General features: G+C 62.0%; 22 protein-coding genes and 1 pseudogene. 17 read left to right on the top strand and 6 right to left on the bottom strand.

Translation table 11 applies throughout. The features are described 5' to 3' along the window. The 3 genes from I8N66_RS25350 to I8N66_RS25340 all read left to right on the top strand — a co-directional run. Positions 1–318 (top strand): nitrilase-related carbon-nitrogen hydrolase (locus I8N66_RS25350; protein ID WP_291159596.1); only part of this gene is annotated, 318 nt, incomplete at its 5' end. A 185-nt stretch (positions 319–503) separates the two neighbouring features. Then, positions 504–1,457, top strand: coding sequence for a ring-cleaving dioxygenase (locus tag I8N66_RS25345; protein ID WP_113539213.1), 954 nt, complete (start codon positions 504–506; stop codon positions 1,455–1,457). Between the two features lie 191 nt (positions 1,458–1,648). Further along, positions 1,649–2,206: an NADPH-dependent FMN reductase gene (locus tag I8N66_RS25340; protein ID WP_291159592.1), complete on the top strand. Its 558-nt coding sequence runs from the start codon at positions 1,649–1,651 to the stop codon at positions 2,204–2,206. A 79-nt stretch (positions 2,207–2,285) separates the two neighbouring features. Here I8N66_RS25340 and I8N66_RS25335 read toward each other — a convergent pair whose 3' ends face one another. Together I8N66_RS25335 and I8N66_RS25330 are read right to left on the bottom strand one after the other, a co-directional pair. Next, on the bottom strand, positions 2,286–3,842 hold the full coding sequence (locus I8N66_RS25335) for a VOC family protein (protein ID WP_291159589.1): 1,557 nt from the start codon (positions 3,840–3,842) through the stop codon (positions 2,286–2,288). 158 nt (positions 3,843–4,000) lie between these two features. After that, positions 4,001–4,858 (bottom strand): SDR family NAD(P)-dependent oxidoreductase, encoded by an 858-nt coding sequence (locus I8N66_RS25330; RefSeq protein WP_113539216.1) that lies wholly within the window; start codon positions 4,856–4,858, stop codon positions 4,001–4,003. A gap of 193 nt (positions 4,859–5,051) precedes the next feature. On the opposite strand from I8N66_RS25330, the gene I8N66_RS25325 reads away from it, so the two are divergent. After that, positions 5,052–5,798 (top strand): Crp/Fnr family transcriptional regulator, encoded by a 747-nt coding sequence (locus I8N66_RS25325; RefSeq protein WP_162768834.1) that lies wholly within the window; start codon positions 5,052–5,054, stop codon positions 5,796–5,798. Positions 5,799–5,865: 67 nt separating this feature from the next. On the opposite strand, the gene I8N66_RS25320 is transcribed toward I8N66_RS25325, so the two are convergent. Continuing rightward, the gene (locus I8N66_RS25320; protein WP_291159599.1) at positions 5,866–6,141 is read right to left on the bottom strand and encodes a ferritin-like domain-containing protein; all 276 of its coding nucleotides are present in this window, start codon (positions 6,139–6,141) and stop codon (positions 5,866–5,868) included. A gap of 27 nt (positions 6,142–6,168) precedes the next feature. Then, positions 6,169–6,378: a hypothetical protein gene (locus I8N66_RS25315; protein ID WP_291159584.1), complete on the bottom strand. Its 210-nt coding sequence runs from the start codon at positions 6,376–6,378 to the stop codon at positions 6,169–6,171. Between the two features lie 213 nt (positions 6,379–6,591). On the opposite strand from I8N66_RS25315, the gene I8N66_RS25310 reads away from it, so the two are divergent. Then, complete coding sequence (locus tag I8N66_RS25310; RefSeq protein WP_113539218.1) at positions 6,592–6,966, top strand: response regulator; 375 nt, start codon at positions 6,592–6,594, stop codon at positions 6,964–6,966. A gap of 17 nt (positions 6,967–6,983) precedes the next feature. Here the strand turns inward: I8N66_RS25310 and cysQ are convergent, their stop codons facing one another. Next, complete coding sequence (gene cysQ, locus I8N66_RS25305; protein WP_113539219.1) at positions 6,984–7,760, bottom strand: 3'(2'),5'-bisphosphate nucleotidase CysQ; 777 nt, start codon at positions 7,758–7,760, stop codon at positions 6,984–6,986. Between the two features lie 230 nt (positions 7,761–7,990). Between cysQ and I8N66_RS25300 the strand changes: the two genes are divergently transcribed. From I8N66_RS25300 to I8N66_RS25250, 11 genes are all read left to right on the top strand, one after another. Then, on the top strand, positions 7,991–9,241 hold the full coding sequence (locus I8N66_RS25300; RefSeq protein WP_113539220.1) for a sarcosine oxidase subunit beta family protein: 1,251 nt from the start codon (positions 7,991–7,993) through the stop codon (positions 9,239–9,241). 73 nt (positions 9,242–9,314) lie between these two features. Continuing rightward, entirely contained in the window at positions 9,315–9,593 is a 279-nt protein-coding gene (locus I8N66_RS25295) for a sarcosine oxidase subunit delta (RefSeq protein WP_113539221.1), read from the top strand. Next, entirely contained in the window at positions 9,590–12,547 is a 2,958-nt protein-coding gene (locus I8N66_RS25290; protein WP_113539222.1) for a sarcosine oxidase subunit alpha family protein, read from the top strand. The genes I8N66_RS25295 and I8N66_RS25290 overlap by 4 nt, the downstream gene beginning before the upstream one ends. Positions 12,548–12,557: 10 nt before the next feature. Further along, the gene (locus I8N66_RS25285) at positions 12,558–13,112 is read left to right on the top strand and encodes a sarcosine oxidase subunit gamma family protein (protein ID WP_113539223.1); all 555 of its coding nucleotides are present in this window, start codon (positions 12,558–12,560) and stop codon (positions 13,110–13,112) included. 252 nt (positions 13,113–13,364) lie between these two features. Further along, a complete protein-coding gene (locus I8N66_RS25280; RefSeq protein WP_291159577.1) occupies positions 13,365–15,791 on the top strand; it encodes an FAD-dependent oxidoreductase in 2,427 nt (808 codons plus the stop codon). A gap of 286 nt (positions 15,792–16,077) precedes the next feature. Then, positions 16,078–16,980 carry a branched-chain amino acid ABC transporter permease gene (locus I8N66_RS25275; RefSeq protein ID WP_113539225.1) on the top strand — a complete coding sequence of 301 codons (903 nt, stop codon included), beginning with the start codon at positions 16,078–16,080 and terminating at the stop codon, positions 16,978–16,980. Positions 16,981–16,984: 4 nt separating this feature from the next. After that, on the top strand, positions 16,985–18,370 hold the full coding sequence (gene livM, locus I8N66_RS25270) for a high-affinity branched-chain amino acid ABC transporter permease LivM (RefSeq protein ID WP_291159573.1): 1,386 nt from the start codon (positions 16,985–16,987) through the stop codon (positions 18,368–18,370). Beyond that, positions 18,370–19,254, top strand: coding sequence for an ABC transporter ATP-binding protein (locus I8N66_RS25265; protein ID WP_113539227.1), 885 nt, complete (start codon positions 18,370–18,372; stop codon positions 19,252–19,254). The genes livM and I8N66_RS25265 overlap by 1 nt, the downstream gene beginning before the upstream one ends. Further along, positions 19,254–19,979, top strand: coding sequence for an ABC transporter ATP-binding protein (locus I8N66_RS25260; protein WP_113539228.1), 726 nt, complete (start codon positions 19,254–19,256; stop codon positions 19,977–19,979). Before I8N66_RS25265 ends, I8N66_RS25260 begins: the two co-directional genes overlap by 1 nt. 24 nt (positions 19,980–20,003) lie before the next feature. Beyond that, positions 20,004–20,348 carry a DUF6867 family protein gene (locus tag I8N66_RS25255; protein ID WP_113539229.1) on the top strand — a complete coding sequence of 115 codons (345 nt, stop codon included), beginning with the start codon at positions 20,004–20,006 and terminating at the stop codon, positions 20,346–20,348. A gap of 114 nt (positions 20,349–20,462) precedes the next feature. Further along, entirely contained in the window at positions 20,463–21,581 is a 1,119-nt protein-coding gene (locus I8N66_RS25250) for a branched-chain amino acid ABC transporter substrate-binding protein (protein WP_113539230.1), read from the top strand. Between the two features lie 181 nt (positions 21,582–21,762). Here I8N66_RS25250 and I8N66_RS25245 read toward each other — a convergent pair whose 3' ends face one another. After that, positions 21,763–22,215, bottom strand: a complete 453-nt coding sequence (locus I8N66_RS25245) for a MarR family transcriptional regulator (RefSeq protein WP_291159561.1) — start codon at positions 22,213–22,215, stop codon at positions 21,763–21,765. 195 nt (positions 22,216–22,410) lie between these two features. Here I8N66_RS25245 and I8N66_RS25240 point away from each other — a divergent pair. After that, a pseudogene (locus tag I8N66_RS25240) lies at positions 22,411–22,705 on the top strand (alpha/beta hydrolase); the annotation flags it as partial.

Here is a 22,705-nt window from a genome sequence, read left to right as displayed (position 1 = left end):
CGGCTGGCGCTGGCGGGCGCCGAGGCTGTGCTGGTGCCGACGGCGCTGCCGGCGGGCTGGTCCGGGTCCTTCATCGCCGAACACATGATCCAGACGCGCGCTTTCGAAAACCAGGTGTTCGTTGCCTACATCAATCATCACGGCTCGGATCCGCTGTTCTCCTTCGCCGGGCTATCGCGCGTCGCCGCGCCCGACGGGCAATTGCTTGCCAAGGCGGGGGCGGGAGAGGAAGCCATGCTCCTCGTCGACATCGACCCCAAGACCTATGCTATCTCCCGCCTTGAAAACACCTATCTCGGTGATCTGAATAGGCGCTGAGCCTCTGCCGGTCGGCTGCGTCGCATAGTGCGTGGCGGCTTTGAGCTTGGCGCGGATGCAGAAACAAGAACGCTCGGCGATTGTTCGTTCAGCGAGAACGTTCCGTTCTTTATTGATCCACTGTCGGAAACGATACGCCATCCCATATTGGGCTCAACAGCAATGCCAACGCATTGGAGGCAATCATGAGCTTGCAACTGACTGGGATCCACCATCTGACGGCAATCACCGCCAACGCACCGGAGAACCTGCGCTTCTATACGCAGGTCCTCGGTCTGCGGCTGGTCAAGAAGACCGTCAACCAGGATGACACCACCGCCTACCACCTCTTCTATGCCGACGGGCGCGCGACGCCCGGGACCGACCTGACCTTCTTCGACTGGCCGGTCGGCCCCGAAGGGCGCGGCACGCACAGCATCTCGCGCACGGGCCTTAGGGTCGGCGGCGCCGAGAGCGTTCAGTGGTGGAAGCGCCGCTTCGACGAACTCAAGGTGTTAAGCGGCGACGTCACCGAGATCGATGGCCGTGTCTCGCTTGACTTCGAGGACGGCGAAGGCCAGCGCTTCCGGCTGGTCGACGATGGCGGGCTCCAGCCCTCGCACCCCTGGGAAAAGAGCCCGGTTCCGGCCGAGCACCAGATCAAGGGTCTCGGGCCCATCACCATCAGCGTGCCGGATATCACCAACACCGAGCTCGTCCTCACGCATGTGATGAACATGAGCAAGGCCCGCACCTATCCGTCGCCGGACGGCGAGGGGGAAGTCAACGTCTTCACCATGGGTGAGGGTGGTCCTGCGGCCGAACTGCATGTCGCGGTCCAGCCGGGTCTGCCGATTGCCCGGCAGGGCGCCGGTGCCGTGCATCACGTCGCCTTCCGGGCGCCGGATAATGCGGCGCTGACGGAGTGGACGGAACGCCTCAACGGCTTCCGCCTGCCGTCGAGCGGCGAAGTCGAACGCTATTATTTCCGTTCGCTCTATTTCCGCGAGCCGAATGGCGTTCTCTTCGAGATCGCGACCGATGGTCCCGGTTTCGCCGTCGATGAGCCGATGGAGACGCTTGGTGAAAGCCTGTCTCTGCCGCCGTTCCTGGAGCCGAAGCGCGCCCAGATCGAAACACGGCTGAAGCCGCTGGTCTAACAGTCTGGTCCAAACGCAAAGCCGGGGATTCGTCCCCGGCTTTTTTGTCTCTATCCCTCTGATCCTGTTGGACTTCGGCTTGCCGTGGACCCATCATGATGGCGGCTGCGTTATAGACCGGCAACTGCATTCTGCCCTCGCTTTTCGGGGCGCGTCTGCACGACCCTGTGGAGTAGGAAGGACCAAATCTCATGACGAAAATCCTCGGGATATCCGGGAGCCTGCGCAAGGCGTCGTTCAATACCGGGCTGATGCGGGCGGCCGCGGAAAATCTGCCCGATGGCGTCGAATTCGACACGGCGACGCTGCATGGGATACCGCTCTATGACGGCGATGTCGAAAAGGAGAGTGGCATTCCGCCGGCCGTGACGGCGCTCAAGCAGCAAGTGATGGCCGCCGACGGCGTCATCCTGTTCACGCCCGAATACAACAACTCCATTCCCGGCGTGTTCAAGAACGGGATCGACTGGCTGAGCAGGCCATCCGCCGACATTGCCAAAGTGTTTCGTAACCGGCCGTTCGCGCTTGCCGGCGCCTCGCCCGGCAATTTCGGCACCATACTCAGCCAGAACGCCTGGCTGTCCGTCATGCGTACGCTCGGTGCTGAGCTCTGGTCGGGCAAACGGCTGATGCTGCCCAAGGCGGATACGCTGTTCGATGCCGAGGGGACGCTGAAGGATGCCGATGCCCGCGACCGGCTGGCGGCCTTCGTCAAGGCGTTTGCGGATTTTGCAGCGGCCGAGAAGTAGGCTTGAGGCAAACGTGAAGCAGTTGACCACGTGGCCCGGTGCGGAATAGCCCGGGCCCACGTTTTACATCGTCAGCTTCTCACAGCTCCTTGTCCGCCAGCCATTGCTGGATGGCCGCAATATCCGGCGCACCGATTTCGTGGCCCATGTCGAGTTCGGCCGTCGTCAGATCGGCCCCGGTGCGGGAAAGCTCTTCCTTGAGGCGCGGAGCGAAATCGCCATAGCTGTCGTGCTTGCCTGTCAGGAGCAGCACCTTCGTACCGGTGAGATCCGGTGGCGGCACGTCGTCGATGACGAGCATCGAGCGCATCAGCACGACATTTCGGATCAGGCCCGGATGCAGCAGCATCAGCGCAGCCAGCAGATTGGCGCCGTTGGAGTAGCCGATGAACACGGTCTTATCGAGATCGATGCGGTAGCCTTCCCGGGCGCCTTCGACGAAGGCAGCGAAGGCCTCTGCCTCCGCGCGCACATCCTTCTGGTCGAAGGTCGTTGGCGAATAGCGGCGGAACCAGCGCGGCGTTCCCTCCTCGTTCGATCGGCCGCGAATGCCGACCAGTGTCGCTTCGCGGTCGACCTGGTGGGCGAGGTAGAGAAGCTGGGTCTCGTTGGCGCCGCTGCCGTGCAGCAGCATGAAGGTGCGATCATCGAGCACATCGGGGTGATAGAAACGGTGCACGAAGGGCAGGTCGCGCTCAGTCAGCCGCGGCTCGCCCGGCAGCGCGAATTGCGGCATGGCGAGAAGCATTTCCTCCCGGGCGGCACTGAAATGCGCAGGCACGAAGAGTTCCGTGCCGAGCGTTTCCTTGGGTTCGTCGACCGTGAAGCCGGGCACGTCGCTGGCCAGTTCGTAGAGCGAGCCGCCGGGTTCGCGTACGTAGAGCGAATAGAAATATTTGCGGTCATGCGCATTGATCGCGCCCGCGCCATCGCGTTGCAGGTCCGCGTGCACCCGCTCCACGGCGGCTCGGTCAGGAGCGCGGAAGGCGATATGATCGATCGTTCCGGTTCCGGCCGCCGACGTCCAGAAGCCGGTTGCGTCGCGCACATCGATGACGTCGCCCGAGGTGGAGGTGAGGCGACGGATCGTGTCGCTGGAGGCCGATTCGCTGTAGCCGAAATGCGTTTTCAGGAAGCGAACCGAGTCTTCCGGTTTCTCGGTGAGGATCGTGGCGCCGCGCAGGCGCCGGATCGCGTCTTCTTCCGGAATGTCGCGCGTGCTCCAGGGGGCCGCGGCGGAAACCGCATCCGTGCCGACGAGCTTGACGATGACGCCATCCGGGTCCTTGAGCCGCAGCACCGGTTCGCCGAACTCCTGCGCCGGCCCTGACGTCGCGATATTGAATTGCAGCGCGCGGGTCAGCCAGAAGCCGATACTCTCCGGCCGGATGGCGAAGGCAATCTCGCTCGGCTGGCTGTGGCCGACACGGCCGCGGCCGCCGTCCTCCCACATCAGGAAGGTAACGAGCGAGCCGGGCGAACCCTTGGCGTCGCCGTAGAATAGGTGCAACTGGTTGGCGTCCTCGTAGCCGCCGGTCCGCTTGACGAGCCGCAAGCCCAGGAAACCGACATAGAAGTCGACGTTTGCCTGGACCTTCCGGGCGATCAGGGTGATGTGATGGATGCCGCTCGTCATTCTCATTTCCTCATTGGTCTTAGCTCACAAAACACGAAGCGCAGCGCTGGCGCCAGAAGCGCTGCGGCGAACGCTGTTTTTACGCGCCGCGCGCCTTTCGCGACGCGCTATAATTTCATCCTCAAATCGACGCCGATCTAACGAGTTATGCAGGAGGATCAGTCGCGATCCTTCTCGAGAAACGCCTTGAACGCTTCCCCGTATTTCGGATGCCAGCGGGAGAGCGGCGGCCGGTTCTCGACGATATCGCCGGCGGCCCACAGAATGCGCCGCTCGTCGGTTGCGCGCTGGACATCGTTGTCGGGGCAAAGGATATAGAAATCGCCCCGGCCAAGACCCTCCATCATGAAGTCGACGGTCTGCTCGGCCGTCCAGGCGCCGGCGGGCTTCTCGGTGCGGCCATGGGCCGTCAGCCCGGTATAGACGAAGCCGGGGATCAGGAGGTGAGCGTGAACCTGGCTGCCGGCCGTGTTGCGCAGCTCGTGTTCCAGCGCCTCGGTAAAGACCTTCACGCCGGCCTTCGACACATTGTACGCGGGGTCGCCCGGCGGCGTGGTGATACCCTGTTTCGAGCCGGTGTTGATAATTACCGCCGCCTTGCCATGGGCGACCATGCCGGGTGCGAAGGTGCGGGCGCCATTGACGACACCCCAGAGATTGACGCCGATCGTCGCCTCCCACGCTGCCAGCGGACCGAGCATGGCGCTGCCCGGCTGGACACCGGCATTGTTCATCAGCACGTGCACTTCGCCGAACCGTTGATGTGCCCCGCGTTCGAGCGCTTCGAGGTCGGCGAGGCGCGAGACATCGGTCGGGATCGCAACGACGTTTTGCGCGCCAGCCGGGGACACGGCAGAGACCTCGGCCGCCGCCTTGTCCAATCTGTCACCTGCGAGATCGGCGAGCACGACCCGCAGACCGAGCGAGGCAAAGCGAAGGGCCGCTGCCAATCCGATGCCGGAGGCGGCGCCGGTGATGACGGCAACGTTGTTGGGTGCAAAGGCAGGATGCTGCATGGCGGAGGCTCCAGCGGTGGGATTGAATGCAAGAGATAGGGCGCTCGCCGCCGCCTGTCTATTGCCGCGTGATGTTCCTGTGCGCAGATGAGATGCCGAAAACCGTTTATTTTCAAAGCGGTCTTGCCGCCGGGAACACTGGCGCTACCTGCAGCTTTGTATCGAAGGGCCAGCGAGCGGAGGAACGGAAGGAATGAACGGCCGGAGCGAGAAACGCACCGATTGCGAAAACTGTCCCTTGCGCACGCTCGATCACTTTCGCGCCTTCACGAGCGACGAACTCGCCTATGTCTCGCGCTTCAAGGTCGGTGAATTCGCGGTCGATGCTGGCGCGACCATCCTCATGGAGGGCGCCCAAAGCGCGCATCTCTTCACCGTGCTCTCCGGCTGGGGCTTTCGCTACAAGACGCTCGATGATGGCCGCCGCCAGATCCTGAACTACGTCATGCCAGGTGACCTCGTCGGCCTGCAGGGGTCACTGCTGGGCGAAATGCAGCACTCCATCGAGGCCCTGTCCCCCGTCACCCTTTGCGTCTTCGAGCGAACCAAGCTCAACGAGCTCTACAAGAGCTACCCCGAACTTGCCTACGACCTCACCTGGATCGCGGCGCGCGAGGAACGCATCCTCGACGAGAACCTGTTGAGCATCGGCCGCCGCTCGGCGCTCGAGCGAGCCGCCTACCTGCTTGCCTTCCTTTATCAGAGAGCGGAGGCGCTCAACCTGTTCGATGGCAACCGTGTGGCCATTCCAATTACCCAACAGCACGTGGCGGACACGCTTGGGCTTTCGATCGTGCATACCAACAAGACCTTGAAAAAGCTTGCGGCGCGCGGTGTCATCCGTTGGGCGGAAAAAGGCTGCAATGTCGGCGATATCAAGGGCTTGCTGGCGATCGCCGGGTGGGACGGCTATCGGGAAATCAAGCGGCCTTTCATCTGAGAACGGGAAGACGATCATCGGAGGATGCGGCGTCCGCCGCCGCATCGGTCGGTCCCCTTTGGGGCGTTCAGCTCGCGACGATCGCCCTCAGCATCCAGAGCGCCTTTTCGTGGAAGTTGAGGCGGTCGGTCAGCATGTCCGTGGTGACGAGGTCGTCGTTCTCGTCTGCCTTGGTGCCGGCATCGCGCATGCGGCGCACCGCCGCTTCATGATCGGCGATCAGGTCAGCCACCATGTCGGCGGCGCTTGTGTGGTTGACGGAGCCGCCGCCCGGGGCAAATGCCGCCGCTTCGGTGAGTTTGGCCGGGGCGAGGTGGCCGAGGGCGCGGATACGCTCGGCGATGACATCGGTTGCCTGAAAGAGCGTATTTTAGTGCTCTTCCGTCAACTCGTGCAGCGGCTTGAACAATGGGCCGACCACATTCCAATGGTAGATGTGGCTTTTGATCACCAGCTTGTAGGTATCCGCGAGGATGTCGGACAGTGCTGCCGCCATCTGTTGGCGATAGGCTCTGGTCAGGCCGATGTCGAACTCTTCGTCCTTGACCTTCGGTTTAAGCACGGAGGCTGTCTGCTTCATTCTCCTGCTCCCGTTCTATCTTGAGGAAGCCGCGAAACGGCGATCGCGATCCGCGTACCGGTGTTGAACGTCGGTAACGGTTCGTTGTTCCGCACTTCACCCCAATCGGCGCCACATGTCTTATTTAAATGCCGGGTCGGCTTGAGGCGCCTATAGCTTGCTCTTATCGGCGCAAATGCCCTGTCGGTACGCGCAAAAGGTGGAGTGAGCTGGATGGACGAAGTTCCGCCGCATGTCCGGGCCGTTCTTATTCTCGAAGACAATTTCCTGATCGCATCGGATGCAGAAGAGATCCTGACCTCGCTCGGGATTGCCGAGGTGACGATCGCGGGGAACGCGGACCAGGCGATGGAAATCCTGTCTCGACAGGGCTTCGACTTTGCAATTCTCGACGTCAGCCTCGGCGACCATACGAGCTTTGACGTTGCCGATGCGATGCTCGCGCGCGGCATGCCGTTTGGGTTCACCAGTGGCTACGGAGACATAGAGCTTTTCCCAAGCCACCTGCGGGGTATCCCGCGGATAGACAAGCCGTTCAACGAGCGGTCGCTCGGCCAGCTGATCGCCGCCGGAATGCGGTACGAATGACGGGCCCGGAGGGATCCCTACGGCTTGCCGCGCGAAACGAACCAGGGGTTTGCGAAGTCGCTGTCGTCCTTCTGGTTGCGCTTACCGTAGGTGAGTGGAGCACCGTCCATCGTCAGCGTTTCGCCGCCGGCTGCCCGAAGAATGGCATCGCCCGCGGCCGTGTCCCATTCCATCGTGCGGCTGAAACGTGGATAGACGTCGGCGAGCCCCTCGGCGAGGAGGCAGAACTTCAGCGACGAGCCGACCGCCCTGTAGTCGGCTATGCCGTGCTCGGCGAGGTAGGCGATCGTCTCGGCGCTGTTGTGCGAACGGCTGGCAAGCCCCACCATGCGATCGCCGCAACTGCGGCAGCCAATGACCGTTTCATCATCGAGACGGAAGGTCTCGTCGATGACCGTCTTTACTGCCTTGCCCTGGTAGGCGGCATAGAGAATGCGCAGTGCCGGCGCATAGACGACCCCGGCCACAGGCGCGCCGTTCTCGATCAATGCGATATTGACGGTGAAGTCGTCGTGGCGGCCGATGAATTCCTTCGTGCCGTCGAGTGGATCGACGAGGAAGAAGGACTTGCCGGCGATGTCAGGCACGAAGCCGGCGGCGACCGCTTCCTCGGCGACCACAGGAACCCCGGGGAAGGCGCGGGCGAGATCCGCGAGGATGATGCGTTCGGCACAGGCGTCGGCGTCTGTGACCGGCGAACAGTCCGGCTTGTAGGTGACTTCAGGACCAGCATTGTAGATGTCGAGAATGGCCCGACCTGCTGATATCGCCGATTGTTGCAGTATCTCCAGCATTCGCCCCTACTTCCCTCTGTCATCAAGCACATAGCATATTGAGAACAGGAAGGTAGCTAATGCTTTCGGCGGTAGGCGTATTCCACTGAAGACTGACCTCGATCCGTTCTGCCTGGCGGCCGAGACTCGATGAGCCGGCGAAGGGTTTTTTGCAACTGCGAGAAGCTTGTGTCTTTGCTTCCGTGGCTCGGCTGTGCAAATGTGCCGACGCAACTGAACTGGATGCCTTCATGCGTTATTCCGCTTTCTCGCTCGTCAGGAACGCCCTTTCCGGAAACCTGAATTGGAAGCCGCAATGGCGCCAGCCGCAGCCGAAACCGCACTATGACGTGATCATCATCGGCGGTGGCGGGCACGGCCTCTCGACCGCCTATTATCTCGCCAAGGAATTCGGCGTGAAGAACGTCGCGGTGCTGGAGAAGGGCTATCTCGGTTCCGGCAATGTCGGCCGCAACACCACGATCGTGCGTTCCAACTACATGCTTCCCGGCAACGAACCCTTCTACGAATTCTCGATGAAGCTCTGGGAAGGGCTCGAGCAGGATCTCAACTACAATGTGATGCTGTCGCAGCGTGGCGTCATCATGCTCTACCACAGCGACGCCCAGCGTGACGCCTATGTCCGCCGCGGCAACGCGATGTGGATGGAGGGCGTTGCCGCCGAACTCATCGAGCGCGAACAGTTGAAGAAGATGATCCCCTTCCTCAACTACGATCACGCCCGCTATCCGATCCTCGGCGGCCTGTTGCAGCGCCGCGCCGGCACGGCGCGCCATGATGCCGTTGCCTGGGGTTATGCCCGGGGTGCCGACCGGCACGGCGTCGACATCATCGAACATTGCGAAGTGACCGGCATTCGTCGCGAAAACGGTGTCGCCACCGGCGTCGAAACGACCAAGGGCTTCATCGGCTGCGGCAAGCTGGCCCTGGCGGCGGCCGGCAATTCCTCGCGCGTCGGCGAGATGGCGGATCTGAAGCTGCCGCTGGAAAGCCATGTGCTGCAAGCCTTCGTGACCGAGGGCCTGAAGCCCTGCATCGACCACGTGATCGTCTATGGCGGCGGGCACTTCTACATCTCGCAGTCGGACAAGGGCGGGCTCGTCTTCGGCGCCGAGATCGACGGCTACTCCTCCTATGCCCAGCGCGGCAATCTGGCGACGGCGGAACACGTGATGGAGGAGGGGGTGACGATGATCCCCGGCCTGTCGCGGGTGCGGGTGCTGCGCGCCTGGGGCGGCGTCATGGATATGAGCATGGACGGCTCGCCGATCATCGACCGCACCTCGATCGACAATCTCTACCTCAATTGCGGCTGGTGCTACGGCGGCTTCAAGGCGACGCCGGCTTCCGGCTATTGCTTTGCCCACCTGATCGCCAAGAACGACACCCATCCGGTGGCGCGCGCCCTCAGGCTCGATCGCTTCGCGCGCGGGTATGCCGTCGACGAGGCCGGGGCCGGGCCGCAGCCCAACCTTCACTGACAGCACGCGGCCGGCAACCGGCCCGCTTGATATGAACAGGAAGCCGGAGCGCGGCTTCAGGACACGGAAGACGATGGCAAGCCTGATTACCTGCCCGCATTGCGGGGTCCGACCGAAGGAAGAATTCGCGATCCGCGGCGATGCCTCGCGCGGCCGCCCTGAACCGATGGATTCGGACGAAGCCTGGCACGACTATGTTTACGTGCGCGCCAACCCGCGCGGCCGCACGTTGGAACATTGGCACCACGTCGCCGGCTGTCGCCGCTTCCTCGTGGTCGAGCGCGATACGGCGACCCACGAGGTCTATTCCGTCGTCGATGCCGCCGAGTTTGCGCGGAGGGCCGCGCGATGACCGGATACCGTCTTTCCTCCGGCGGTCTCGTCGATCGCAGCCAGTCGCTGAGCTTCACCTTCGATGGTCGACCGTTGCGCGGCTTTGCCGGCGACACGCTCGCTTCGGCGCTTCTTGCCAACGACCAGCTGCTCGTGGGGCGCAGCTTCAAGTATCATCGGCCGCGCGGCATCGTCAGCGCCGGGCCTTCCGAGCCGAACGCGCTCGTCACCCTCGGCTCCGGTGCGCGTACCGATGCCAATACCAAGGCGACCGTCGCCGAGCTCTATGGCGGGCTGACCGCCAAAAGCCAGAACCGCTGGCCGTCGCTCGGCTTCGATGTCGGGGCCGTCAACGGCGTCCTTTCGCCGTTCCTCGGCGCAGGCTTCTACTACAAGACCTTCATGTGGCCGAAGCAGGCCTGGGAACGGGTGTACGAGCCGTTCATTCGCCGTGCCGCCGGCCTCGGCCGAGCCGTGCTCGAGCGAGATCCCGAGAATTACGAGAAATCCTGGGCCTTCTGTGACCTGCTCGTCGTCGGTGCCGGTCCAGCTGGCCTGATGGCGGCGTTGACCGCCGGCCGCGCTGGTCTCCGGGTTTTCGTGGCCGATGAGGATTTCCGCCCCGGCGGTTCCCTGCTTTCGAGCGGTGAGACGATCGACGGCGCCCCGGCTTCCGTTTTTGCCGACCGAACGGTCGCGGAATTGCAATCGCTGTCCAACGTCACGCTGCTTTCGCGCACCACCGTTTTCGGCTGGTATGACGACAACGTCTTCGGCGCGGTCGAACGCGTGCAGAAGCACGTCGCCGAACCGTCTTCGAAGCTTGTGAGCGAGCGTGTCTGGCGCATCGTTGCAAAGCGGGCGCTGATGGCAACCGGTGCCGAGGAGCGCCCGCTGGTGTTCGGCGGCAACGACCGCCCGGGCGTGATGATGGCCGGTGCCATGACCGCCTATGCCGAGCGTTACGGCGTGGCCGCCGGCAAGCAAGTCGCGATCTTTACCAGCGGCGGCGCCGGTTACCGGACGGCACGGATGCTTGCGGCCAAGGGCGTCGCCATCGCGGCGATCGTCGATTCCCGGGCTGAGGCCGCCGATCAGGCGCCCGATGGCATCAGGGTCATTCGTTCCGCTTCGATCGTCGACACCAAGGGCAGGCAACGCCTCAAGGGCATCGTCGTCGAACGCTCCGGCTTCGAGGAGCTGATCGCCTGCGACGCGCTCGGCATGTCCGGCGGCTGGAGCCCGGTCGTGCATCTTGCCTGCCAGCGCGGTGCGAAGCCGGTCTGGTCGGAGGAGCTGAAGGCATTCGCGGCGCCCGATGTCGGTGGTGGCCTCCGTCCCGTGGGTGCGGCCAACGGCGTCTATACGCTCTCGGGCTGCCTTTCCGATGGTGCGGAGAAAGCCGCAGCGATTGCGGCCGATCTCGGCTTCAGCGCAAGCTCGGCCGCAGCGCCCGTTGTCGATGGCGAGGAGATCGCTTCCTTCGCGGCGCTCTGGTACGTACCGGGCGCCAAGTCGAAGGCCTTTGTCGATTTCCAGAACGACGTGCATGCGAAGGATCTGGGCCTGGCGCTGCGCGAAGGCTTCGGCCATGTGGAGCACGCCAAGCGCTACACGACCAACGGCATGGCGACCGACCAGGGCAAGCTTTCCAACATCAATGCGGTCGGCATCCTCGCGGGCATGCGCGGCGTCAGCCCGGCGGAGGTCGGCACCACCACCTTCCGGCCGTTCTACACGCCGGTCTCCTTCGGCGCGCTCGCCGGCGCGGCCCGCGACGAACATGCAGCACCCGCGCGCAAGTCGCCGCTGCATGGCTGGGCGAAGAAAAACGGGGCGACCTTTGTCGAGGCCGGGCTCTGGCATCGCTCCGCCTGGTTCCCGCGCGCCGGCGAGAAGACCTGGCGCGACAGCGTCGATCGCGAAGTGCTGAACGTGCGGGCCAATGTCGGCCTGTGCGACGTATCGACCCTCGGCAAGATCGAGGTGTTCGGCCCCGACGCCGCGGAGTTCCTGAACCGGCTCTATTGCAACCCAGTCCTGAAGCTGCCGGTTGGAAAGGCGCGCTACGGCCTGATGCTGCGTGAGGACGGTTTCGTCTTCGACGATGGTACGGTCAGCCGCTTCGATGACGAGCATTTCTTCGTGACCACGACGACGGCGATGGCCGGCCCGGTCATGGCGCATATGGAATATTGTGCCCAGGCGCTCTGGCCGGAACTCGAAGTCCGTTTTACCTCGTCGACCGACCAATGGGCGCAGATGGCGATCGCCGGTCCGAAGGCGCGGACAGTGCTGCAGCAGATCGTCGACGGTGACATTTCGGACGGTGCATTTCCGTTCCTGTCCGCCCGTAAGGTCGTCCTGAAAAGCGGCGTGTCCGCGCGGCTCTTCCGCATTTCCTTCTCCGGCGAGCTGGCCTTCGAGCTGGCGGTGCCTGCAGGCTACGGTGAGGCGGTGGCGGACCAGATCATGGAGGCTGGCCGGCCACATGAAATCTGTGCCTATGGCGTCGAGGCGCTGAATGTGCTGCGGCTCGAAAAGGGTTTGCTGACGCATGCCGAATTCGACGGTCGCGTGACGCCCGACGACGCCGGTCTCGGCCGCATGCTGTCGATGCAGAAGACCGACTTCATCGGCAAGCGCCTGTCGACGCGCTATGGCCTGACGGCGGCCGACCGCATGCAACTTGTTGGTCTGAAGCCTGTCGATACCGACAAGGACATGCGCGCCGGCGCTCATCTCCTGAAGGAAGGCACGAAGCCCTCGACATTGAACGATCAGGGCTGGGTGAGTTCGGCCGGCTTCTCGCCGGTGCTGGGGCATGCCATAGCGCTTGCCTTCCTGAAATCCGGGCGTGAGCGATATGGCGAGAAGGTCATCGTTTTCGACAAGCTGCGTGATCAGGAGATTGTCGCCGAGGTCTGCGACCCGGTCTTCGTCGATCCGCAAAACATGAAACTGAAGGCCTGAGGAGGCGGTGATGGTTCGCGACTACAACAACCGCCACGCACTGGAACAGAAACTGCGCTCGGCACCGGCGCCTGCAGCGGCCGATCATCTGATGGTCGGCCATTGGCGCACGGCCGCGACGGTTCTTGCTCGTGCGGGTCAGGAAGACGCGGTGCGGCAGGCGATCGCTTCGGTGCCCGAGTTCTCGCTCCGTTTCTCCGGCCCCGGGGAATGGCTGGTGGTCTCAGAGACGGAGGTGCCGAGCGGGCTCGTGCGCCGCCTCGAGGAGCTCTGCGCCGGTGGTGCTTACGTCGTCGACCAGAGCGACGGACGTGTCGTCTTCCGTCTTGCCGGACCGAACGCACGCAGCATCCTTGCCAAAGGCATCGGCCTCGACCTTCATCCCGCGGCCTTTTCGATTGGGGGCAGCGCCAACGTTCTTTGCGGTCACATCCCGGTCAATCTCGCCCGGACTGACGAAGACACGTTTGAACTGATCGTGCCGCGGAGTTACGCCGAATCGCTCTTCGACGACCTCGTGCGGATGGGGCGGGCGTTCGATCTCACCGCTGCTTTTTCAGACTGAATCAGCCCTATCTAAAGGCTGAGAACAAATGCGGCATGAAATGCCGCAAACGGGTCGCCCATCCGCCAGCAAACGGCGGAAATGGACAAGCGTCCTTCGCAGCCGTGTCTTTATCGGCGCCGCCTTTCTGACTAGGCTTCGATCATCAGTCGCCTGCGCTTCCGTGGCGGAAGGCAAGCGGTCGCCGTGCTTGATTTTCCCTGACAATTTGGCCGCGCCTCCGGCAGGAGCGTGGGAAGACGGAGTGTACGCATGAAAAGCCATGCCAAGGTCGTCGTTATCGGAGGCGGTGTCGTCGGTTGTTCGGTGCTTTATCACCTGACGAAGTTCGGCTGGACCGATGCCGTGCTGCTCGAACGATCGGAACTGACCTCCGGCTCCACCTGGCATGCGGCCGGCGGCATGCACACGATCAACGGCGACCCGAACGTCGCCAAGCTGCAGAAATATACGGTCGAGCTCTACAAGGAGATTGAGGAGTATTCCGGCCAGGATGTCGGCCTGCACATGACCTCGGGCATGATGCTCGCGGCCACCAAGGAGCGTTTCGACTGGATGAAGTCGATCCTTGCCAAGGGGCGCTACATGGGGCTCGAAGCCGAGCTTTTGACGCCCAAGGAAGCGCACGACCTGATGCCGTTGCTTGATCCCGACCAGTTCGTCGGCGCGGTCTTCGATCCGGTCGAGGGGCATCTCGATCCCTATGGCACGACGCACGCTTATGCCAAATCGGCGAAGAAGAATGGTGCGGAAATCCATCTGCACACCAAGGTCGAAGACTTGGTGCAGCGCGAGGATGGTTCCTGGCGGGTGATCACCAACCAGGGCGAGATCATCGCCGAACACGTCGTCAACGCCGCCGGGCTCTGGGCGCGCGAGGTGGGCCGCATGGTTGGCCTCGAACTGCCGGTGCTCGCCATGGAGCACATGTATCTCATCACGGAGGACATGCCCGAGGTCATCGAGTTCAACCAGACGCGCGGCAAGGAGCTGATGCACTGTGTCGATTTCGACGGCGAGATTTATCTCCGCCAGGAGCGAAACGGCATGCTGATGGGCACCTATGAGAAGGCGTGCCGCCCGTGGTCGCCAATCTCAACGCCCTGGGATTTCGGTCATGAGCTGCTGGCAGAGGATATCGACCGCATTTCTCCGGAGCTCGAAGTGGGCTTCCGGCACTTTCCTGCCTTCAACAAAGCCGGCATCAAGAAGATCATCAACGGGCCCTTCACCTTCTCACCGGATGGCAACCCGCTGGTCGGCCCGGTACGAGGCTTGAGGAACTTCTGGTCGGCCTGCGCCGTCATGGCCGGATTCAGCCAGGGCGGCGGCGTCGGGCTGGCGCTCGCCAACTGGATGATCCATGGCGATCCCGGCTTCGACGTCTTCGCCATGGACGTTTCCCGCTATGGCGATTTCGCGACCCTTGCCTATACCAATGCCAAGGTACGCGAAAACTATTCGCGGCGCTTCTCCATCCGCTATCCGAACGAGGAACTGCCGGCCGCGCGGCCGCTGCTGACGACGCCGATCTACGACCGGCTGAAGGCTGCGGGCGCCGTCTTCGGCGCTTCCTATGGGCTCGAAACGCCGCTGTGGTTCGCACCCGAAGGCGTAAAGGACGCCTTCTCCTGGCGGCGCTCGACCGACTTCGAGACGGTGGGAGCGGAGGCCCGGGCCGTGCGAGAGGGGGTCGGCCTGATGGAGACATCGGGCTTTGCCAAATATGCGATCACCGGCAAGGGCGCTGAGGCCTGGCTTGACCGCATGCTTGCCTGCCGCATCCCTGAGGTGGGGCGCATGACGCTGGCGCCGATGCTGAAGGACGATGGCAAGCTGATCGGCGACTTCACGCTTGCCAAACTCGGGGAGGGGGATTTCCTGCTTGTCGGATCCGGCATCGCCGAGGACTACCATATGCGCTGGTTCGAGGCGCATCTGCCAGGTGATGGTTCGGTTTCGCTGAAGGCGCTGAAACTGGAACTGGTCGGCCTGTCGATCGCCGGGCCGAAGGCACGTGACGTGCTTGCGGGCCTCACCCACCTCGACATCTCCGATACGGCTTTCCCGTTCATGGATGTTCGCCGGATGGACCTCGGCATGGCGCCCGCGATCGTCGGCCGCGTGAGCTACACCGGCGATCTCGGCTACGAGATCTGGATGAAGCCGGAATATCAGCGCTATCTCTTCGAACTCCTGATGGAGAAAGGGGCCGCTTCCGGAATCCGTCTGTTCGGCTTGAGGGCGCTGAATGCGTTGCGCGTCGAAAAATCCTTCGGCAGCTGGGCGCGCGAGTATCGACCGCTCTATGGTCCGGTCGAAGCCGGCCTTGGTCGCTTCGTCGCGGCCGGAAAGGACGCGGATTTCATCGGCAAGGCGGCAGCCGTGAAGGAAAAGGCGGAAGGCGGCGCGCTGCGTCTTAGAACCTTCCTCCTCGAAGCCAGGGATGCCGATGTCATCGGTGATGAGCCGATCTATCTCGATGGCGTCGTGCGCGGCTGGGTGACATCCGGCGGTTATGCGCACACGAGCGGCGTTTCGGTCGCCATGGGTTACGTGCCGAAGGAGATCGCCGACCGCAGCGATGGCTGGGCGATCGAACTGCTGGGCGAGATACTGCCGGCGCGCCTCCAGCCGAATCCCCTGTTCGATGCAAGCGGGCAAAGGATGCGCGGCTGAGCCGCGAAGCAGCACTGGTCTGGCCGTTCGGTGGCCAGGCCGCTGACCAAGCCCAAAGCATTTACGACTAAAGTTGATGATTTCACGGGCGAAAGCTGCGGAAATTTTGATTTTTCTGGCTCTAAAAGCGTCAAATCGATTTTATCGAGGAAGATTTTATCGAAGTCGCGTTTTTTAGCTTTCCTTTTCGTTTGAAAAAGGTATGGAATCGAGCAAATACAGCGCTCAAAATGAGCTCAAAAAACAAGAGACCGGACCTACAAGGATCTGGTCCAGGGGAAGATTGATGGAGTATTTCGTCCAGCAGCTCGTCAACGGGCTGACTCTTGGGTCTATTTATGGTATGATCGCAATCGGTTATACCATGGTCTACGGCATCATTGGCATGATCAACTTCGCCCATGGCGATATCTTCATGCTCGGCGGTTTTGCCGCTTTGATTGTCTTTCTTATTCTCACAACATTCATCGGGGGCGTCCCGGTTGTACTTGCGCTGCTGCTGATGATGATCGTCGGCATGTTGACCGCAGGGCTCTGGAACTGGACGATCGAGAAGGTGGCTTACCGGCCGCTGCGCGGTTCGTTCCGTCTTGCGCCGCTGATCACGGCAATCGGCATGTCGATTGCGCTGTCGAACTTCATCCAGGTAACGCAGGGGCCGCGCAACAAACCGATCCCGCCGCTCGTTTCCTCGGTCTACAACGTCTTCGGCATTACCATCTCGCTGAAGCAGATCATCATCATCATCATCACGGCGATCCTGCTCTCCATCTTCTGGTACATCGTCAACAAGACGCCGCTTGGTCGTGCACAGCGTGCGACCGAACAGGACCGCAAGATGGCTGCCCTGCTTGGCGTCGACGTCGATCGCACAATCTCTGTTACCTTCATCATGGGTGCAGCACTCGCGGCCGTCGCCGGTACGATGTACCTGATGTATTACGGCGTCGTCGTCTTCACCGACGGTTTCGTCCCTGGCGTCAAGGCTTTCACCGCGGCCGTTCTTGGCGGCATCGGTTCGCTGCCGGGCGCCGTTCTCGGCGGACTGTTGATAGGGCTCATCGAGTCCCTCTGGTCGGCCTATTTCACCATCGACTACAAGGACGTCGCGACCTTCTCCATTCTCGCTATCGTCCTGATCTTCAAGCCGTCTGGCATTCTCGGACGACCGGAAGTCGAGAAGGTATAATTCCATGGCAAACATTGCTTCTACGACTGCAAGCGCCGGCACTGACGTGACGGCGCGGGCCCTGCGCGAGGCTGTCTTCGCGGGCCTGATTTCCCTCGGCCTTTTCGTGCTGTTCGTCGGTCTCAAGTCCGATCAGAACATCCGCAATGAGCTGATCCTCAATCAACGGTGGGGCCTGCTTGCGATCTTCGTAATCGTGGCTGCCGTCGGCCGTTTCGCGATGGTTGCCTATGTCCGGCCGGCACTCGCCCGCCGCAAGGCGGCGAAGGCTGCAGCCGAGGACGTGGCGAAGGAGGAGACCTTCTTCAGCCGCAACTTCTCGAAGATCGCCATCGCGTTCCTGCTCGTCTACCCGCCGATCATCGTCGCGCTCTTCGGCGTCCAGGGCTCGCTCAAATGGGTCGACAATTTCGGCATCCAGATCCTCATCTACGTGATGCTGGCCTGGGGCCTGAATATCGTCGTCGGTCTGGCCGGCCTTCTGGATCTGGGTTATGTCGCCTTCTACGCTGTCGGCGCCTACTCCTACGCGCTGCTGTCGACCTATTTCGGCCTGTCGTTCTGGATTCTCTTGCCGGTTGCCGGCATCCTTGCCGGTTTCTGGGGCATGATCCTCGGCTTTCCGGTCCTGCGTCTGCGGGGCGACTATCTGGCGATCGTGACGCTTGCCTTCGGTGAAATCATCCGCCTCGTCCTGATCAACTGGACAGAGGTGACGAAGGGTACGTTCGGCGTTTCCGGTATCGCCAAGGCAACGCTGTTCGGCATCAAGTTCGATGCCTCGAAGGACGGCTTTGCCGCGATGATGGGCCTGCCGATGTCTTCGGCCTACTACAAGATCTTCCTGTTCTACCTGATCCTGGCGCTTGCGCTGTTGACGGCCTACGTGACGATGCGGCTGCGCCGCATGCCGATCGGTCGCGCCTGGGAAGCGCTGCGCGAGGACGAGATCGCCTGCCGCTCCCTCGGCATCAACACGGTGACGACCAAGCTCACCGCGTTTGCCACGGGCGCAATGTTCGGCGGTATTGCCGGGTCGTTCTTTGCAGTGCGCCAGGGCTTCGTTTCGCCTGAATCCTTCGTGTTCCTGGAGTCCGCCGTTATCCTGGCGATCGTGGTTCTCGGCGGCATGGGCTCGCTCACCGGCATTGCGGTCGCCGCGGTGGTGATGATCGGCGGCACGGAAATCCTGCGTGAGCTTTCCTTCCTGAAGGCCATCTTCGGGCAGGACTTCACGCCTGAACTCTACCGCATGCTGATCTTTGGCCTCGCCATGGTGGTCGTCATGGTCTGGAAGCCGCGCGGCTTCGTCGGATCGCGCGAACCGACAGCCTTCCTGCACGAACGCAAGGCAGTCTCCGGCAGCTTCACCAAGGAAGGGCACGGCTGATGGCCCGCGAGACAACGACAATGACAAAAGACCCCATTCTCAAGGTTGAGCACCTGTCGATGCGCTTCGGCGGTCTGATGGCCATCAACGACTTCTCCTTCGAAGCCTATCGCGGTGACATCACCGCGCTGATCGGTCCGAACGGCGCAGGCAAGACGACGGTGTTCAACTGCATCACCGGCTTCTACAAGCCGACGATGGGCATGATCACGATGAAGCAGAAGGCCGGCAAGGAATACCTGCTGGAGCGGCTGCCCGATTTCGAGATCACCAAGCACGCCAAGGTGGCGCGCACCTTCCAGAACATCCGGATGTTCTCCGGTCTGACGGTGCTCGAAAACCTGCTCGTCGCGCAGCACAACAAGCTGATGCAGGCATCAGGCTACACCTTCCTCGGTCTACTCGGCTTCCCGGCCTACCGCCAGGCGTCGAGAGAGGCGATCGACCTTGCCAAGCATTGGCTCGAAAAGGCATCGCTGATCGAACGTGCGGATGATCCGGCCGGCGATCTTTCCTACGGCGCTCAACGTCGTCTCGAGATCGCACGTGCCATGTGCACGGGGCCCGAACTGCTCTGCCTGGACGAGCCGGCCGCCGGCCTCAATCCGCGTGAATCGCTGGCGCTCAACGAATTGCTGCAGGGCATTCGTGCCGATACCGGCACGTCGATCCTGCTGATCGAACACGACATGTCCGTGGTCATGGAGATCTCCGACCACGTGGTGGTCCTGGAATACGGACAGAAGATTTCCGACGGCACACCGGATTTCGTGAAGACCGATCCGAAGGTCATCGCGGCCTATCTGGGTGTCGAGGATGAAGAGGTTGAAGAGGTGATCGAACAAATCGAGGAAATCGAAGGCGGACAGGGGGGCACCAACTGATGACGGCGCCTCTTCTCCAAGTCAAAGCCGTCGAGACCTACTACGGCAACATTCGCGCCTTGAGCGGGGTGGATGTCGAAGTTCACCGTGGTGAGATCGTCTGCCTGATCGGCGCGAACGGAGCCGGCAAGTCGACCTTGATGATGACCATCTGCGGTAGTCCGCAGGCGCGAACCGGTTCGGTCCACTTCGAGGGCCAGGACATCACCCGCATGCCGACGCACGAAATCGCCCGGTTGCGCATCGCCCAATCCCCCGAGGGGCGGCGTATTTTCCCGCGCATGACGGTGTTCGAGAACCTGCAGATGGGCGCGAGCCTCGACAACCTGAAGCACTTCGACCAGGACGTGGAAAAGGTGTTCGCACTCTTCCCGCGCCTCAAGGAACGCCAGGCGCAGCGCGGCGGCACGCTTTCGGGCGGTGAGCAGCAGATGCTGTCGATCGGCCGCGCGCTGATGGCCCGTCCGAAGCTCCTGCTTCTCGACGAACCGTCGCTCGGTCTCGCGCCGCTGATCGTCAAGGGCATCTTCGAAGCGATCAAGAAACTCAACAAGGAGGAGGGCCTGACTGTCTTCCTCGTCGAGCAGAACGCCTTCGGTGCGCTCAAGCTTTCGGACCGCGGCTACGTCATGGTCAACGGCCGGGTGACGATGAGCGGTTCCGGCAAGGAACTGCTCGCCAATCCGGAAGTGCGCGCGGCCTATCTCGAAGGCGGCCGTCATTGATCGGCTGCATCTGGAGCAAGTGACATGCAGGGAATTCTCTACGAAGAAGCGTCGATCTGGCAGTTTCTTTTCATAAGCTGCGTGCTTGGCGGCTGGACCGCCTGGCGCACGGGCAAGAGCGTGGCCGAGAGCTGGGAAGACATGCGACGCCTGCTGCTCTACGTGGCGTTGCTGGGGCTGGGTATCCGTTTCGTGCACCACGCGCTCTTCGCGGGCACGATGTTCAGCCTGCAATACTATATCGTGGACACGGTCGTGCTTTTGTTGTTTGCTACCGCAGGTTTCCGGTACTACCGGACCAAGCAAATGACCAATAACTACTATTGGCTCTATGAGAAGGCTTCGCCTTTCTCCTGGAAAGCCAAATAAAGGGAACAGCGCGCGCCGGCCGCCGCGGCCGGTGCGAAAGAAACACCGGCGCAACTATGGTGGGCATTGCGCAGGTTGGTAACGAGACCCGCTCGAATAATTGGGAGTAACAAGATGAAAAAGTCTCTTCTGTCGGCGGTCGCGCTGACGGCTATGGTTGCCTTCAGCGGCAGCGCCTGGGCTGATGTTCTCGTTGGTGTCGCAGGCCCGCTGACTGGCCCGAATGCCGCTTTCGGCGCACAGCTCCAGAAAGGTGCTGAACAGGCTGCTGCAGATATCAACGCTGCCGGCGGTATCAATGGCGAACAGATCAAGGTTGTGCTCGGCGACGACGTTTCCGACGCCAAGCAGGGCGTTTCGGTCGCCAACAAGTTCGTTGCTGACGGTGTGAAGTTCGTTGTCGGTCACTTCAACTCGGGCGTGTCCATCCCGGCTTCGGAAGTCTACGCTGAAAACGGCATCCTGCAGGTAACGCCGGCCTCCACCAACCCGCAATTCACCGAGCGCGGTCTCTGGAACACGTTCCGTACCTGCGGCCGTGACGACCAGCAGGGTGCAGTTGCCGGCGCCTACCTCGCCGCCAACTTCAAGGACGCAAAGATCGCCGTCATTCACGACAAGACCCCCTATGGTCAGGGCCTTGCCGACGAAACCAAGAAGTCGATGAACGAAGCCGGCCTCACCGAAGCCCTCTATGAAGGCATCAACACCGGTGACAAAGACTTCTCGGCGCTGATCGCCAAGATGAAGGAAGCCGGCGTTTCGATCGTCTACTACGGCGGTCTGCACACCGAAGCTGGCCTGATCATGCGTCAGATGAAGGATCAGGGCCTCAAGGCAACCCTGATGTCGGGCGACGGTATCGTTTCGAACGAACTGGCCTCGATCGCCGGCGACGCCGTCGATGGCACGCTGATGACGTTCGCTCCGGATCCGCGCAAGAACCCGGCTGCCAAGGAACTCGTCGAGAAGTTCCGCACTGCCGGCTTCGAACCGGAAGCCTACACGCTCTACGCTTACGCCGCCCTCCAGGTCATCGCTGAAGCCGCAAAGGCGTCCGGCGGCAACGACCCGCAGGCCGTTGCTGAAGCCATCAAGGCAAAGGGTCCGTTCAAGACCGCAATCGGCGACCTCGGCTATGACGAAAAGGGCGACATCACGCGTCCGGACTACGTCATGTACACCTGGAAGAAGGGTGAAGACGGCAAGTACAGCTACTTCCAGAACGAGTAGTTCTGACTTCGGACTGCGTGTCCGACTGGTTTGGCCCGGCGAGCGATCGCCGGGCTTTTCTTTTTTGAAGATTGCGAGAGCGTCCCGCCTTCAAGCGGAATCGCTGGATGTGGAAGGATACTCGTAGCTCAAAGGCTAGGAGCGCCTTCCGCGTTCAGATGAGGCCCTGGCGCAGTGATTTCTATTTCAGCAGGGTGTCCCTGAGCGACGAGACCTCTGCACGCAGTCGCTCGAGATCGTCGGCGCCGAGCTTTGTTGCCTGAGTGAGGCCGCGCGGCACAGCGATCGCCTTCTGGCGCAGCGCCTTGCCCATGTCGGTCAATTGTACCCGGACCTGCCGTTCGTCCGCCTTGTCGCGCACGCGGTCGATATAGCCGGCCGCCTCCAGACGTTTCAGCATTGGGGTAAGCGTGCTCGATTCCAGAAAGAGCCGTTCGCCGAGGCTGCCGACCGTCTGGTCGTTCTTCTCCCACAAAAGCACCATCACCAGATATTGCGGGTAGGTGAGGTCGAGTTCTTCCAGCAGCGGCTTATAGATGCGCGTGAAGGCGTGGTTTGCGGAATAGACCGCGAAGCACAGGAAACTGTCCAGCGTCAGCATTGCATCGTCGTCTCTAGGTTCGGTGCCGGTCATCGCTTTCTCCCATCATGCCTTAAAATAAATCGTTCGCGATTTAATCGCAAGGCATTGACAGGCGTGCGAGCCACGATATAAAAGATTGTGCACGATCTAATCGACAGCGATATAAATCCAAATGCATCGTGAACGATTTAATCGCTAGATATTTATTGCAACGCGGCACGACCGCAGGGAAGAAGGAGCGTTTCCATGAGCAAGGCAGTCAGCAAGGCCGAAACCAGCAGCATTTCCCGTCGCGATGTCCTCTCGGTTGCCTTTGGCGCAGCGGCGACCGCGGCCGCCGTGTCGGCGGTCAACAGCCCCGCCAAGGCGGCGGATGCGACGGCGGCAAGCGGCAAGCAGGTTGGTGCCGGTTCGCAAGGTGGTGAAGTCTCCGGCAGCCGCATCATCACCCGCGATGGCGTCGAGATCTATTACAAGGACTGGGGTCCGAAGGATGGCCCGGTCGTCGTGCTCAGCCACGGCTGGCCGCTGTCGTCGGACA

The sequence above is a fragment of the Ensifer sp. SSB1 genome, from assembly GCF_016652895.1.
GTDB lineage: Bacteria > Pseudomonadota > Alphaproteobacteria > Rhizobiales > Rhizobiaceae > Ensifer.
Note: the sequence above shows the minus strand (reverse complement) of the source record. Positions and strands in the feature narration are given on the sequence as shown.

Bases quoted from the DNA above. Each gene is read 5' to 3' on its own strand.
- I8N66_RS25255 (WP_113539229.1), top strand. From the start codon at position 20,004: ATGCAGGGAATTCTCTACGAAGAAGCGTCGATCTGGCAGTTTCTTTTC.
- I8N66_RS25250 (WP_113539230.1), top strand. From the start codon at position 20,463: ATGAAAAAGTCTCTTCTGTCGGCGGTCGCGCTGACGGCTATGGTTGCC.
- I8N66_RS25280 (WP_291159577.1), top strand. From the start codon at position 13,365: ATGAAAAGCCATGCCAAGGTCGTCGTTATCGGAGGCGGTGTCGTCGGT.
- I8N66_RS25275 (WP_113539225.1), top strand. From the start codon at position 16,078: ATGGAGTATTTCGTCCAGCAGCTCGTCAACGGGCTGACTCTTGGGTCT.
- I8N66_RS25330 (WP_113539216.1), bottom strand. From the start codon at position 4,858: ATGCAGCATCCTGCCTTTGCACCCAACAACGTTGCCGTCATCACCGGC.
- I8N66_RS25345 (WP_113539213.1), top strand. From the start codon at position 504: ATGAGCTTGCAACTGACTGGGATCCACCATCTGACGGCAATCACCGCC.
- I8N66_RS25315 (WP_291159584.1), bottom strand. From the start codon at position 6,378: ATGAAGCAGACAGCCTCCGTGCTTAAACCGAAGGTCAAGGACGAAGAG.
- I8N66_RS25310 (WP_113539218.1), top strand. From the start codon at position 6,592: ATGGACGAAGTTCCGCCGCATGTCCGGGCCGTTCTTATTCTCGAAGAC.
- I8N66_RS25300 (WP_113539220.1), top strand. From the start codon at position 7,991: ATGCGTTATTCCGCTTTCTCGCTCGTCAGGAACGCCCTTTCCGGAAAC.
- I8N66_RS25325 (WP_162768834.1), top strand. From the start codon at position 5,052: ATGAACGGCCGGAGCGAGAAACGCACCGATTGCGAAAACTGTCCCTTG.
- I8N66_RS25260 (WP_113539228.1), top strand. From the start codon at position 19,254: ATGACGGCGCCTCTTCTCCAAGTCAAAGCCGTCGAGACCTACTACGGC.
- I8N66_RS25295 (WP_113539221.1), top strand. From the start codon at position 9,315: ATGGCAAGCCTGATTACCTGCCCGCATTGCGGGGTCCGACCGAAGGAA.
- I8N66_RS25265 (WP_113539227.1), top strand. From the start codon at position 18,370: ATGGCCCGCGAGACAACGACAATGACAAAAGACCCCATTCTCAAGGTT.
- I8N66_RS25335 (WP_291159589.1), bottom strand. From the start codon at position 3,842: ATGACGAGCGGCATCCATCACATCACCCTGATCGCCCGGAAGGTCCAG.
- I8N66_RS25285 (WP_113539223.1), top strand. From the start codon at position 12,558: ATGGTTCGCGACTACAACAACCGCCACGCACTGGAACAGAAACTGCGC.
- I8N66_RS25245 (WP_291159561.1), bottom strand. From the start codon at position 22,215: ATGACCGGCACCGAACCTAGAGACGACGATGCAATGCTGACGCTGGAC.
- I8N66_RS25340 (WP_291159592.1), top strand. From the start codon at position 1,649: ATGACGAAAATCCTCGGGATATCCGGGAGCCTGCGCAAGGCGTCGTTC.
- I8N66_RS25290 (WP_113539222.1), top strand. From the start codon at position 9,590: ATGACCGGATACCGTCTTTCCTCCGGCGGTCTCGTCGATCGCAGCCAG.
- cysQ (WP_113539219.1), bottom strand. From the start codon at position 7,760: ATGCTGGAGATACTGCAACAATCGGCGATATCAGCAGGTCGGGCCATT.
- livM (WP_291159573.1), top strand. From the start codon at position 16,985: ATGGCAAACATTGCTTCTACGACTGCAAGCGCCGGCACTGACGTGACG.